General features: G+C 73.2%; 9 protein-coding genes. All 9 read right to left on the reverse strand.

The window, feature by feature from the left end; all coding sequences use genetic code 11:
* Positions 1–9: 9 nt before the first annotated feature.
* Positions 10–546 carry a phage baseplate assembly protein V gene (locus SGLAU_RS07165; protein WP_043499350.1) on the reverse strand — a complete coding sequence of 179 codons (537 nt, stop codon included), beginning with the start codon at positions 544–546 and terminating at the stop codon, positions 10–12.
* 39 nt (positions 547–585) lie between these two features.
* Complete coding sequence (locus tag SGLAU_RS07170; RefSeq protein ID WP_043499353.1) at positions 586–1,725, reverse strand: hypothetical protein; 1,140 nt, start codon at positions 1,723–1,725, stop codon at positions 586–588.
* Positions 1,718–2,089 (reverse strand): membrane protein, encoded by a 372-nt coding sequence (locus tag SGLAU_RS07175; protein WP_043499355.1) that lies wholly within the window; start codon positions 2,087–2,089, stop codon positions 1,718–1,720. The genes SGLAU_RS07170 and SGLAU_RS07175 overlap by 8 nt, the downstream gene beginning before the upstream one ends.
* 10 nt (positions 2,090–2,099) lie before the next feature.
* Positions 2,100–2,795, reverse strand: a complete 696-nt coding sequence (locus tag SGLAU_RS07180; RefSeq protein ID WP_043499357.1) for a hypothetical protein — start codon at positions 2,793–2,795, stop codon at positions 2,100–2,102.
* Entirely contained in the window at positions 2,792–3,418 is a 627-nt protein-coding gene (locus SGLAU_RS32820) for a hypothetical protein (RefSeq protein WP_052413666.1), read from the reverse strand. Before SGLAU_RS32820 ends, SGLAU_RS07180 begins: the two co-directional genes overlap by 4 nt.
* Before the next feature lie 116 nt (positions 3,419–3,534).
* On the reverse strand, positions 3,535–10,044 hold the full coding sequence (locus tag SGLAU_RS07190) for a DUF4157 domain-containing protein (RefSeq protein WP_052413667.1): 6,510 nt from the start codon (positions 10,042–10,044) through the stop codon (positions 3,535–3,537).
* Complete coding sequence (locus SGLAU_RS07195; RefSeq protein ID WP_043499358.1) at positions 10,041–10,313, reverse strand: hypothetical protein; 273 nt, start codon at positions 10,311–10,313, stop codon at positions 10,041–10,043. The genes SGLAU_RS07190 and SGLAU_RS07195 overlap by 4 nt, the downstream gene beginning before the upstream one ends.
* A complete protein-coding gene (locus SGLAU_RS07200; RefSeq protein ID WP_043499359.1) occupies positions 10,304–12,286 on the reverse strand; it encodes an ATP-binding protein in 1,983 nt (660 codons plus the stop codon). Before SGLAU_RS07200 ends, SGLAU_RS07195 begins: the two co-directional genes overlap by 10 nt.
* Positions 12,287–12,321: 35 nt before the next feature.
* Positions 12,322–13,353: a DUF4255 domain-containing protein gene (locus tag SGLAU_RS33440; protein WP_078957629.1), complete on the reverse strand. Its 1,032-nt coding sequence runs from the start codon at positions 13,351–13,353 to the stop codon at positions 12,322–12,324.
* Between the last annotated feature and the right edge of the window lie 40 nt (positions 13,354–13,393).

Below are 13,393 nucleotides of genomic sequence, written 5' to 3' on the forward strand. Positions count from 1 at the left end.
CGTTCTCTTCTATCGCTTCGAGAGCACGGTCAACTGGCCCTCGTTGATGGTCACTTCGCGACCGCGCAGCACCACTTCGGCGCCCGCGCCGGTGGCGATGACCACGGCCTCGCGGGTGATGCGGATGTACGCCCCGTCCTGGGCCTGGAGCAGGATCCCCTGCCCGTCGCCGGGGGTGTCGCTCAGCACGACCTTGTGCGCCTGCGGTGTCTGCACGACAACCGGTTTGTGCGGCCCGCCGGCCCGGAGCGCGTCCCGGGCGTCGGGCGGCAGCTCGTCGGCGGCGCCGTACCAGCAGCCCGTCCACACGGGGAAGCTCGGATCCCCCTGCTCGAACTCCACCCACACCCCGGTGCCGGGCGGCGGCACCACGAACTGTCCCGCCCGCGCGCCGGTGAACGGCAGACAGGGCAGGGCCCAGGTCGAGGGCTCGTCGCCGAGCACGTCCGGGACCTCGGCGGTGATGCGCCCGATGCGCAGGGGGTCGTCGTTGCTGAGGACCTTGCCGCGGAACTTGCCGAGGTAGCGATTGCTGGGTGCCGCCATGGTGGGGTGCTCCTGATACGGACGGTCTGCCGGGTGGTGTCAGGGCCGGACGTGGTCGCCGCGGGCCTCCAGGCCCTCCCGGGAGAGGGTGAAGTTCTGCTGGTACGAGCCGGGGCGCAGGTGGTGGGTGACGGACTTGACGTAGTAGTCGCCGTCGTACGCCCGCCCCGCTCCGCGCACCCCGACGAGCCGGCGGGGCTGGAGGATGTACCCGTGCCGGTTGACGTCGAGCGAGCCGGACCCGGAGACGACGTCGGCGGAGACGGCGGCACGGGCGAGCAGTTCCGCCTCGGCCTGCGCCCGCTGCTGTTTCGCCGTCCCGGACAGGGTGCGGCGCTTGAGGGCCGGGGTGGGGCGCTTGCCGAGCGGCGGGCGCAGCGGGCTGATCGACGGCTGCGGGAGCAGCGACGACTGCCGGTTCGCCGGGTCCTGCCAGCGCGCCTGCGGCTCCTCGCGGGCCGTCCCGTCGTAGGCGAAGGTGAGCTGGTCGACGGTGGAGTGGGCGTCCATGTTGACGTTCAGGGCGTGCTGCCGCACACCGAGCCGGACCTCCGGGCCCCAGCGGGCCGAGGAGTGCCCCGGGGCGGGGCCGGGCTCCAGGTAGAAGGTGTAGCCGTTGGCGCGGGCCAGCTCGGTGACGTACTGGAGATCGGTGCCGGTCTGGTAGTGCACCCGCAGGTCCTGGTGCGGGGGCTGGGCGATCTTCTCCCGGTACACGTCGGGCCGGATGCCGTAGCCGGAGTACCGGCGCACGATGGCCAGCACCCGTTCCCACGGCGGCAGGTTGGGGTAGCCGGCGGTGCGCTCCTCCAGGTCCATCAGCAGGGTCAGGTCCTCCCCCGTGACGGTGAGGGTCGAGTGACCCGGCTGGTTGCTGGCGCCGACCTCCTGCCGCACGACGAGCCCGTCGAAGAGCACGTCGGACGTGCCCCTGACGGTGACGGTGACGACGACCCGCGTCTTCGGGTCGAAGAACCCCTCGGGCAGCAGCCGCCGGCTGATGAGTCCGTTCCTGGTGAGGTCGAAGGCGAGCTGGAACCCGCTCCGCTCCCCCGCGGTCGCCGTGATCTGCGCGGACAGCAGGGCCTCGGTGACCTCGGCGGGCACGGGCCGCACCAGTCGCGGCCCCATGAGGAGCGCCGCGTGGACGGGGCCCTGCCCCACGGGCACGTCAAACACGCCGGCCTCCCCCGGGGAACCCGCCGGCGAGGGGAACCCGTACGGTCCGCCCGGCTTCCCCGGTCAGCTCGTCGGGGTCGAGTACGGGGTTGGCGTCGGCGATCCGCCACCACTGCCCCGGGTCCCCGAAGTACCGCTGCGCGAGCAGATCGGGCCGCTCCCCTGCGGCCACGGTGTGCGCCCGCGTCTCCTCCGGGCCGTCCGGGAGGGGCGGCAGCAACCGCCGCCCGGCGTACCGGACCTCGGTCCCGTCGGCGGTCCGGTGGATCCCGATCCCGACGTCGTGGTACCGGCTGGTCCGCGGATACGGATGAGCCCCGGGGACGGCGTCCAGGGCGCTTTCGTACGACTCGAGTTCAGCCATGACGGCGGTCTCATCCCCTTCCGGTTCCGGTGCCGAAGCCGGCGGCTCCGGCGAGCCCGAGCGCCCCGGTCCCGGCACCGCGCGCACCGGCGGCGAGCCGCTCCTTCTGCGCCAGGTGGGCCAGGTAGAGATCGGCACCGCGATGCCCGGCAGGCAGATCGCTGACGGTGAGGATCCTCATGCCGATGGCGAGGGAGGCCCGGATCGGGTTGAGGTTCACGTCGAACGCGGACTCGTTGACGGAGAGTTCGGTCAGCCGCACGGGCACGACGCGTTTGCTGCCCCAGGTGAAGAGGGTGAGGGGCATCTCGATCGGGCTGATCTCGATGGCGCCCTGCCGGGACAGGCGCATCGCCTCGCGGAGCTTCGCGGTGGTGGGCTGCACCAGCATTTCGAGGGCGGCGAGCTGCGGGTGGATCCCGTCGGGCGCCGCGATCTCGAACTGATCGGTCGCATCGATCTCGGCGGTGAACTTCCAGGTCTCCTGAGCGGGCCCCTTGAGCCGCAGCGCCTCGTTCCGGTCCCCGCCACCGGCCCCGCCGGCACCGGCGTCCCCGCTGTCCCCGGCGGACTGCGGAGCGACGCTGCGCTCCAGGGTGTCGGGGTTGAACTGGAGCACGATGACGCGCTGGGGGGTGCCGGTACCGGGGTCGACGGCGACGATGCCGGAGCGGATGGGTTCGGGAACGTCGGCGTAGCGGGTCACAGGCGGGCCTCCAGACGGTTCCTCAGCGGCGTGTAGTCGTACTGGGGAAACGCGGACGGGAAGACGTCGAGCATGTTCCGGAGATTGTCCGCATGGGCACGGAATCCGGTGTCACGCAGAGAGGAGTCGACGAACAGCATCTGCCAGCCGAAGGCGCCCTTGGTCATGCGCAAGGTGTCGAGGTAGCCGCAATAGTCGAGTTCCATTCTGAGGAAGCCCTGGGTGTTGTCCTTCTCATCGAACAGATATCTGTCCTGGTACCAGAGCTCCAGGTTCTCCTTGTGCGGCTCGACCCGGATGAACGTCGCCTCGCCGGTCGCTCTTCGCGGGGCGGAGTCGATCATGCGCAGGCCGGACAGGAGTTCGCGCTCGCGCTCGGAGGCCAGGTCGTTGCAGAGCGGCGGGTCCTCGATCAGGGCCAGGTACACGTGACGCAGGAAGAACTCCCCGTGCAGGTCCCGCTCGGAGCCCCGGAACGACCATGAGCAGGAGAGGGAGGCGAACCGCAGTGCGCACTCCTTGATCCCGGCGCTCAGCACCACGCCCGTCCAGCCGGGATCGGTCTCCGACAGCGGATCGAACCTCGCCAGCGGGAAGGTCATGTCCTCCTGCTCGTGTTCCACGTCGAAGAGCCCACTTCGAGTGAGCTCACCGATCGATTCGATCTGCGCTTCTTCGCTTTCCGTGAACGATTGCACCGCGGTTCGCTTTCTTTCGGGTGGACGGGGTGTCGTACTCCTCATCTTTTGAAGCGCAGACGTCGCTGGCCCCTCAGTCTCGCGAGGTGACGCTCTATCTTCTCCAGCTTGAAGCGCGGCTGGTACGCCTTGATGCGGTCTATCATCTCGACTTCGTTGTCGAAGCGTTTCTGGGAGCGCAGCAGCAAAATGGCCCGCATATGCCTGTCGTTCGCTCCCAGGGCGAGTTTGAGGCGGTAGGTGTCCTGTTCGTCGTTCACCCTGCACACGGGCCCTGTGGAACTGGTGGGCGGTGTCTCCATGCCGGAGATCGAGACCTGGGTCACCGCGGGCTGGGCATCCCAGTGGGTCTGACTCGCACCACTGACGTCGGGCTTCTTCTTGTACTTGCCCCACGCTGTGTTGAGGTGACTGGGAAAGCCCTCGACGACATCGCCGCTGGCGAGCACCTGCCGCGGATGGTAGGCGATGTCGACCTGGTACCAGACGATCCGCTGCCCGCCCTTGTCGACCCAGCGTCCCGCGGGCCCCTCGGTCACCCGAAGCTTCATGTTCTGGTAGTGCCGCGCCGGAACGAGGTTCTGGTTCTTCACATTGCCGCCCAATTCGTAGGGCAACAGATGCGTCCTGTCCCAGCGTTCACTGTCCGTCAGGTTGGTCAGGGTGTTCAGGTAACGGAATCCCAGTGGCTCGGGGGAACGCCGGGTCTTCCGGTCCCGCTCGGCGTGAGCGAACTTCTTGTTGATGTACTCGGACGTGAAACTCGAAGCCAGTTTGTCGTCCTCGAACCGCGGTGACTTCACCGGAGGCAGCTTCGGGTCGCGATGGGTTCTCGTCAGCCAGTCGACCGGAGTCGTCTTGTCGCCCTTGTCGAAGCCGTCGGCGTCATAACCCGCCTCCGGCCCCTGCCATCCGTTGATCACGTTGCGGGTCGGGTTCAGCGTGGCCAGGATCTCGAAGTGCGGGGGGTGACTGCGCACGAGGCCGGTCAGTCGGTACCACCTGCGCATCGCTTCCAGCGCCACAAGGTGGTGGTCCCGTGTCACACCGTTGCGCAGCATCCGCTCCTCGACGGGGCGGATCCGGTCGACGATCCTGCGCAGGCGGTCGCTCTTCGAGTCCGGCGAGTCCTCGTCCCTCCTCCGGTCCTCCCTCGGAGGGCGCCGGCTGCGTCGCGGGTCCTGCCGGTCGTCCCTTCTCGGCCTCTTCTTGTCCTTTCCGCCGTCGTCCTTCTTCCGCTTCTCCGGTCCCTTGTCACCGTCCTCGGGCTTCCTGCCGTCCCTGTCGGCCCGCCCGTCCCTGCCGGGTCTCGGGGTGCCCTCGCGCCGCGGACTGCCGGGGACCCGGGTCCCGTCCCTGCCCGGCGCCGTGTCGTCGCGCTTCGCGGGCTGGGGGGCCTGGCCTGCGGGGCGGCCGGGAGCGTCGGTGTCCGCCGGCCGGGACGGGGCAGGACGGTCCTCGTCGCGCGGCCGGGACGGTGTGGTGCGATCGGGTCGAGTGCGCTCGGTCGCGGGCGGACCGGGACGGGAGCCGGGGCGTTCGCGGGTGTCGGTGCGGCCCGGGCCCGCCATGGGACGGCCGGCGGCGGGGCCGCTCGGGCGTGGGCGCCCCGTACCCGGTGCGGCGATCCGCGGCTTGCCCGGGGCCGGCGTGGGGGGCTCCGGCACGACGGCCGGGCGCGCCGGACGGCGCGGCGGGGAGCCGCCGGCGGGTGCGCGCCGCGGCACGGGCTGCCGTCGCGGGCCGGTCCTCCGCTCGCGCGTGCCGTCGGAGCCGCCCGCGGCCGGCTGCCTCCCGTCGCCCTGGCCGCCCTTGCCCAGCCGTGCCGCGATGTCCTTGAAGCGGCGGCCGACCTTCGCCACGTACTTGCCGATGCCGCTCAGCAGGGCCTCGTAGGCGAGTTCCAGCAAGGCCACGATGCCGGCCGCGACCGCCTTCGCGAAGAGGATGCCCGCACCGCCGGTGCGGACGGCCTTCAGCCAGTCGAGGACCGCCCCCATCGCACGGAGGATCTCGCCCAGGGCGCCGATGGCCGTGCGGATGGCGTCGATGACGGCCATCACCCAGCCCGCGCCGGGGATGAGTTTGGCGACGACCTTCGTGATGACGATCTCGCCGATGATCAGCGGGAGCTGGGGGACGATGGCGTCCCACGTCTCCTTGACGATCTGTTCGAGGGTGATGCCGCCCTTGAGGAGCTTGTCGAAGACGGCCTTCGGGATGCCGAGGATTTCCTCGATCTTGGCCTGGAACCAGGCCCTGACCGCCGACTTGACCTCGCGGAACAGGTGGTTCTTCGCGCCGTCCACGGCGGAGTTCTTGGCGCCGCTCAGCCAGCCGCCGGGGTCGGAGAGGAAGTCGACGGCGATGAGCATGAAGTCACCGAGGGCGCCCAGCAGGCCGGCGGCGAACTGGAGGATGCCCTTCACCGTGTCCACCACGGCCTTGACGACGTCGAGGAGCGCCTTCTTCAGGATGTCCAGGATGCTGCTCAGGAGCTTGCCGAGAGCGTTCAGCAGATCCGTGATCATCTGCTTCAGCATCTGGGAGAGGCGGTTGACGAGGGCGATCGCCGCCTGGACCAGGGTGGTGATGAGGTCGCGGATGCGCCTCGCCAGGTCGATGACCGCCCGGACCATCGCCTTGGCGAACTCGATCAGGTCCTTGATGAAGTTCTTGATCGCCTCGACGATGTTCTTGCGCGCCTCGTTGATCCAGCGCTCGACCGTCTCCTTGAAGTTGCGGATGAAGCCGGTCACCGCGTCCCGCGCCGCGCGGATGACCCGCACGATCGCGTTCTTGATCTCGATGACCTTCTGCTTGATCCAGTCGAAGGCCTTCGTGATCCAGTTGCCCGAGTCCTCGGCGGCGGTGTTCTTCGTCCGGTCCGCCTCCCGCTCGGCCCGGTCCGCCTCGTCCCGGATCTTCTTGTCGCTGCCCTCCTTCTCCTTCTCGACGTTGTCGTCTGTCTTCTTCTCCTGGTCCTCGACGTCCTGGCGGACCTTCTCGCGCCGGTCGGTCTTCTTGTCGCCCAGGCTCTTCAGTTCCTTGTCCTGCGCGGCGCGCCAGTCCTCGCGCTGGGCGGTGACCTCGGTCATCGCCTTCTCCCGCTCGCCCGCCTGCGTCTCGGTGTTCGTGGCGATCTCGGCGTCGACCTGCTGCCTGTGCTTCGCCTGCGAGTCACGGAAGTCGCGGTCCTTGGCCTGACGGCTTTCGGACATGCCCTTCCGGCCCTCGCTGAACGCGGCCCGGAACTGGGGTCCGCGTTCGTGTTCGGCCACTTCGGAGGCGGCCTCCGGCGGTACGGCTCCGGTCGCGCCGCCCCCGGCTCCGGCTCCCGGCCCGCCGCCCTGCCGGCCCGGCACCTTCGCGGTCAGCTGTTCCCTCGGCGCGTCCGGGTAGACCTGGTCCTCGCCCATCCCGCGCCCGGCGTCGTCCCGTGCGGTCCCGAGAGTCTCCTGGCCCTTCGCGTCGACGTGGCCGTCCTGCTCGGTCGCCGCCTGTCCTGCGGCGCCCTGCATCTGCACGCCCGGCGCGTTGCCCGCCTGCGCCTGCTTGAGGGCCTCGTCCTTCGTCGGCAGTCCGGCGAACTTGGCGGCCAGTTCCTGGGCGTCCACCTCGAAGCCGAGCTTGTCGGCGACCCACCCGAGGCCGAAGCCCAGGGCCATCTTGAAGGTGTCCCAGCCGCCCGGCTCCTCGGCCTTCTCCGCCTCGATCCGGCCCTCGGGCTCCTTGGCGCCCGTGACCTCGGCGTCCTCCCGCTCCGGTTCCGCCGCCTGCTGTGCCGGGTCCTGGGAGTACTGCGCGGGAGCGTCCGTCCTCGGCTTCCCCTGGAGGGTCTGCGGCGCTCCCGCCGGGCGCTGGATCTGTGGCGGCGCGGCGGCCAGCGTCCGGTGTTCGTCGCCGACGGAGCGGTCCACCGCCCCGCCTACGCCGCCCATGGCGTCGAGCGCCATGTGCGGCTTCAGCGCGGAGGCCGTGGCGAGGCCCGCCTCCGGGGACACACCTGCGAGGTCCGGTGCCGGGCCGGAGTCCTTCCTGCCCCTGCCGCGGGCCGGGGCGGCGGCGCTCCCGCCCCCACCGCCGCCCCCACGGCCGCCCCCACCGCCGCCGGGTGAACGTCCGGCCGACCGTGTCGTCGTCCTGCGTCCCGATGCCGTCCCGGGGGCGCGCTTCGGCTCGGGGGCGGGGCTCGGGGCGGGCGCCGGAGCCGGTTCCGTGCGCGCCGGCCCGGGCCCGGGCTCCACCGCGGGGGTGTCGGTACGGTCGCTCGGTCCGGACGGGCCGTCCGGGGCGGGGCCCGGGGCCGTACCGGGGGAACGGGAGGCGCCGCCCGTGTCCCCGGCCGTGCCCTGCGCGGGCGCCGAACCTGCCGGAGCCGGGACCGTCGGCGTCTCCGCATCCGTACCGCCGCCCCTCGGCTCCTTCGTCCCGGTGCCGGACTTCGCCGAGCTGCCCCCCGCCGCCTGCTGCGACTCCCTCTCCGGTGCGGCCGGCGTCCGGTCGGCACCCGCGGGCGTGCCCGCCGCCTCCTTGGCGGCGGGCTCCCTGACGTCGCTGCCGCCCTCGGACGTACCGCCGGCCTTGCCCGGCGCCTCCTGCACGGTGGTCTGCGCGGCGACCGGGCCCGCCTTCGGATCGTCGCCGCTCTTGGGGTCCCCGGACGCCGTGCCGGGCACCGGCGCAGTCGCGGCGGCCTGCTGGAGGGCAGCCCCGCCGAAGCCGGTCGCACTGTCGGGGCCGCCCTCGGTCTCCGCCGACGGCGTCAGGTCCTGCGGCTCGTCGGCCGTCGCCTCCTCGGGCTCCGCCTCGGCCGCCGCGTCCTCGGCGTCCTCCGCGTCGCGCAGCGCCTGCACCTCGTCGGCCCGGGTCGGCGGCGGGGCGGGGAACGTGGGCATCGGCGGGGGCGCGGACGAGGACGAGTCCAGCTCGTCCGCGGCCGGTACTCCGGACACGTCGAGGTCCTGCTGCGGCAGGAAGTCCTCGGGCCGCAGCCTGATGTCCCAGGCGCTTGGTTCTGCGCCGCCGGCCTCCACCTCCGACTCGCTGCCGGACGTGACGGGGTCCGCGTCCTTCTCCTCCTGAAGGCCCTCCAGGTCCTGGCTGCGCTTGCCCTCCAGGGTGCTGCGGCGGCCCGGGAGCGGGGTGTCCTGGCCCGACCGGAACGGCGTACCGGCAGTGGGCTTCTGCTGCCCCCGTCTGTCCTGCGGCTTGACCTGCCGCCCGGTCACGGCCGCCTCGGCGGCGCCCGGGCGGTTCCTCGCCGCGGACTCCTCCTTGCTCGCGGCCGGCGTCTCCCGCCGTTCGGTGGCTTCCTCGCCGCCCTGGGCCTGCTTTCGCTCCTTGCCCGCCGCCGAGGACGCGGACTGCTGCTCGCCGCCCTGCCGTCCGCCCTCCGGTGTCCCACCGGAACTCGCACCCGACGGGGTCTGGTCGCGCCGCGTCGCCGGTGCGCCCGGCGCCGCCTGCCCGGTCCTCCCGCCCGCAGGGCCGGGGGGCCGTGCGCCCCGCTGCGGCTCCCGGGGCGCACGCCCGCCCTCGGGCGTCGTCCCCTGCTCCGGCGTCCCCCCGTTGCGCGGAGTGCTCCCGGCCGCGCCTTCCTCCCCGCTCCCCTCCTTCTCCGGTCCCGGCGCCTGCCGCGGCTGCCGTCGCTCCGCCTTCCGCTCCTCGGCCCTCCGCTGCTCCTCGTCCCGCTCGGCGCGCACCTCCTCGGCGGTGTCCGGCTCCATCTGCGGGGCGTCGTGCGCGTGGCGCTCCAGCTCGTCGCCGGCGTAGTCGTCGTACGCCTCGATCTGGTCGACGAGGTCGAGCACCCGCTCGTGCTCGGAGCTGAGCAGGCGCCGTTCCAGTCGGTCGAGGACGGCGTCGCGCATCTCCCGCGGAAGACGGGAGAGCTGCTTGCGGGTGCGCAGCGACAGGTCCTGCGGGTCGCCGCGCAGGGAGCGCACGACCGCGTTCGCCAGCCGGTCCACGAGGGTCGCCGGATCCATCTGCTCCGCCCGGGAGCGGTCCGCGTTCACGGTGGCGTACCGCAGCCACCCAGGCGTGGCCTGCCCCTGCTCCACTGGCGCAGCGTCCTGCCCGGGCCGGTGCGGCGGTTCCTGGGCCGCGCCCTCCGCCTCCCGCTCGATCGGCTGCTGCGGCAGGCTCACCGCGCCGAGGCCGCGCCCGGCCCGCAGGGCGCCCAGCCCGTGCGGGTTCTGGACGGTGTGCAAAAGTTCGTGGGCGAGGAGGCGGCGGCCCTCGTCGGTGCCGGGCATGAACATGCCCTCACGGAAGAGGACGTCCTGGCCGACGGCGACCGCGTCCGCGCCGAGCAGTTCGGTGAGCCGTCCGGCGTCGCGGCCGGTGTGCAGGCGGACGCGGCCGAGGTCGTGGCCGAGCCGCTCCTCCAGTTCGCGCCGGACGCCGGGGTCGAGGGGCTGGCCGGCTCCGCTGACGACGTTCTTCGGTTCGGGGGCCCGCGACGAGGCGGCGCGTTCCCTGCGCTTGCGGCGGCGGGCCTCGGCGGACCGCTCGGCGTGGGCGTCCTGGGTGCGGGCGTTGCTCACCGGGTCACCTCCCCGTGGCCGGACAGGCCTGCGTGGACGGCTCGGGCCAGTTCCTGCCCGAGCCGGCGGGCGGAGAGCCCGGGGGGCAGCGACGGGAGGCCGGTCAGGGTCTCGGCGGTCCAGGAGGCGCCGGCGGGAACGCCGTGCCGTTCGATCAGCCGGGTCAGTTCCCGGGTGAAGGCCGCGGAGACCCGCTCGGGGTCCGCCCGGAAGCCGGTCAGGGCCAGTTCGCCGATGTCGACGTGGATCTCGCGCGGGTTCACGTCCATCCCCGCACCTCCCCCGGGGTCAGGGAGCGCTCCAGCTTCAGGTACTCGGTGCGGGCCGCCGCCAGCATGTGCCGCATCTGCAGGGCCCCGCCCTCCTCCGCGGCGAGGAACGCCCCGGACAGGGCGATGTTGCGGATGGAGCCGCCCGCCACGGTCAGCTGGGCGAGGAGGTCCGGGTCCAGGTCCTCGGCGGGCGCCCGCGCCGGCAGCACCCGGCGCCAGATCTCGGCGCGTTCCGGTTCCGCGGGGAAGGGGAAATCGACGACGAAGCGGATGCGGCGCAGGAAGGCGGTGTCGAGTGCCTTCTTCATGTTGGTGGTGAGGACGGCGAGGCCGCGGTACGCCTCCATGCGCATCAGGAGGTAGCTCACTTCGAGGTTGGCGTACCGGTCGTGGCTGTCCCTGACCTCGCTGCGCTTGCCGAAGAGGGCGTCGGCCTCGTCGAAGAGGAGCAGCGCGCCGCCGCGTTCGGCGGCGTCGAAGACCCGGCGGAGGTTCTTCTCGGTCTCGCCGATGTACTTGCTGACGACCTGGGAGAGGTCGATCACGAAGAGGTCCAGGCCGAGTTCCTTCGCCATCACCTCCGCGGCCAGTGTCTTCCCCGTACCCGAGCCGCCCGCGAAGAGCGCGGTGACGCCGAGGCCGTGGCGCAGGGCGGCGGCGAAGCCCCACTGCTGGTGGACGGTGGGCCGACGGCGTACGTGGGCGACGATCTCGCGCAGCACCGCGGTCTGCCGCTCGTGCAGCACCAGGTCGTCCCAGCCCGCCCGGGGTTCGATGCGGCGGCCCAGCGCTTCCATGCCGGGCCGGGCCTCCGCGAGGCCGGCCCGCCAGGCGAGCACCGCGGCGTCGTGCTCGCCGGTGCCGGGGAGGTCCCGGCGCACGGTGTCGGCCGCGAGGCGGACGGCGTGCGGCGGCAGCTGGAACTGGGCGACGAGTGAGCGCAGTTCGTTCTCGTCGAGGCCGGTGCCGGTGAACGCGTCGGCCCACACGGCGAGTTGTTCCTCGTCGTCCAGGCGGGGCACCGGCACCCGGGTGCCGTGCGGGTGGTCCCGGCTCAGCGGCTCCGCGCCGGACACCACGACGGGTACGGCGGCCCCGGCGAGGAACGCCTCGGTGGCCGCCCGCTGCTCCCGGTCCGGTTCGCCCGCCTCGACCAGCAGGGCGGCCGGCAGCAGGATCGCCTCGCGCTGCCACAGCCGGGCCAGCCGGTCGCGTTCGGCGGGGTCGGTGGGGACGTCCTCGGCGTTCATGGCGTAGAGGCCGAGTCCGGCGCGGGCGGCCGCCGCGGCGGCGATGTCGGCCCGGCTGCGCGGGTCGCCGCCGGTCACCTCGGCCAGCGGCGGGGTGCCGGCGGGGTGTGTGGTCCAGGCGGCGGTGATCCGGTCCGCCGCCCGCTCGTACGACGGCGTCAGCCGGTCCGGGGCGGGGGCGCGGCGCAGCCGGCCGTGCAGCCGGGCGTCGAGGTGGGGCGAGCCGAGCAGGAAGTGCAGGATCCGCTCGTCGAGCCGGAGCCGGGCGGTGGTCAGCAAGCTGTCGTCGGCCGGTTCGACGATCCGCCAGCGGCGCAGCGGTGCCACCGGGGTGAGGGCGCTCCAGTGCGGTTCGGTGAGCGCGGCGAGGGCCAGGGAGAAGGTCGGGTACGCGCGTTCCGGGTCGCCGCTCGCGGCGGCGCACCGGGCGGGTGCCGTCGGCTCGACCTCCTGGGCGGCGGTGAGCAGGACGAGGTCCCGTTCGAAGGGGGTGAGGCCGAAGCAGGCGACGAGCGTGTCCAGCGGTCCCGGCGGGGGCGGTGCGGACGCGGTGTCCGGCTGCGCCGCCGGCGGGGGCGGGCCGCCGGCCGGGCCGCGGGAGGCGTGCGCGTCGACCCGGGCCAGGACCCGGCGGATCTCCGCGAGCAGCGCCGACCCGTGGCCGGCCCCGTCCTGCGGTGCGGTTCCGTGCTCCGCCCCGGTCTCGTGCGTCGTGCTCATGTCCTCACCTGCCCCGGCCGTCGTGCCCGTCGGTCTCACCGGTCCTCGTGGCCGTCCCGGCCGCTGCCGCCGTGGTCGTCCTTGTCGCCCTGGGTGTCGTCGCCGTCCTCGGTGGTGCCCTTCTTGTCGCTGCCGCCGTCGAGCCGGCCGGCCGCGTCACCGTCTCGTGCGGCCCCGCCGCCCACGGCGGGCTTGCGGGGGGAGCGGCGCGCCCGCGCGGGCGCCTTGGCGGCGGCCTTCGCGGCGGCCTTCGCGGCGGTCTTCGCGGTGGTCTTCGCGGTGGTCTTCGCGGTGGTCTTCGCGGTGGTCCTGGCAGCGCCCTGCGCGCCGGACTTCCCGGCGGCCCGCGCGGGCGGACTCGCCCCCGGCGCGGCGGCGCCCCGCGCGGGCGGACCCGCGGGGGTCGCCGCCGGAGCCCCCGGGGCCCCGCCCCCTCCGGGAGGGACCGGAGCCCCGGGCGCGCCGAACGGCAGCACCCGTACGTCGTGCCGCTCCACGGGCTTGCGCGGCACCGGTGTCCCGCGGCCGTCGATGAGGATCAGGGACGCCTGGTAGACGACCGACAGGGAGTACGGCGTCTGGTGGAGCATCCCCCACAGCTTCGACGTCTCGTCGATGTCCATGACCGTCGGTGTGAACCGCACCCGCTGCGCGGCCCCGGCGAGGTCGCTCCCCGTCAGGTACGGCCGTCGCCCGGCCCGTTCGATGACGTCCGCGGGCAGGACCGGTGTCTCGTGCAGGGTCCGGACCACCGAGCCGATCAGCCGCTGCCCGACGAGTTCCGTCTCGTCGCCGTAGGCGCTGATCAGGTAGTGCAGGTCGAGCGCGGCGGCGGGGCGCCGCACCAGGGTGCCGTCGGCGGCCCGGGTGGGCAGGTCGGCGCCGCGCATCGCCGTGTTGGGCGTGACCTGGTACAGGAACACGTTGAGGGTCGGCTGGTCCGGCGGCCCGGCCGGCGGCTTGCGCGGTTCCACCTTCACGGCCGCGCCGAACTCCGGCCCCACGTTCGACTCGATGAGCAGGGCGAGGGCCTGGGTGACGTGGGCGATGGCGAGTGCGTTGCTCATGGCGTCGGTTCCCCGGTTCCTGTCGTCCCGCCGGTGTCGG

Origin of the sequence: Streptomyces glaucescens, assembly GCF_000761215.1 — a bacterium.
In the GTDB taxonomy this organism is placed as follows: Bacteria; Actinomycetota; Actinomycetes; order Streptomycetales; family Streptomycetaceae; genus Streptomyces; species Streptomyces glaucescens_B.

Coding starts and splice junctions, on each gene's coding strand:
- SGLAU_RS07165 (WP_043499350.1), bottom strand. CDS start 546: ATGGCGGCACCCAGCAATCGCTACCTCGGCAAGTTCCGCGGCAAGGTC.
- SGLAU_RS07175 (WP_043499355.1), bottom strand. CDS start 2,089: ATGGCTGAACTCGAGTCGTACGAAAGCGCCCTGGACGCCGTCCCCGGG.
- SGLAU_RS07195 (WP_043499358.1), bottom strand. CDS start 10,313: ATGGACGTGAACCCGCGCGAGATCCACGTCGACATCGGCGAACTGGCC.
- SGLAU_RS07200 (WP_043499359.1), bottom strand. CDS start 12,286: ATGAGCACGACGCACGAGACCGGGGCGGAGCACGGAACCGCACCGCAG.
- SGLAU_RS33440 (WP_078957629.1), bottom strand. CDS start 13,353: ATGAGCAACGCACTCGCCATCGCCCACGTCACCCAGGCCCTCGCCCTG.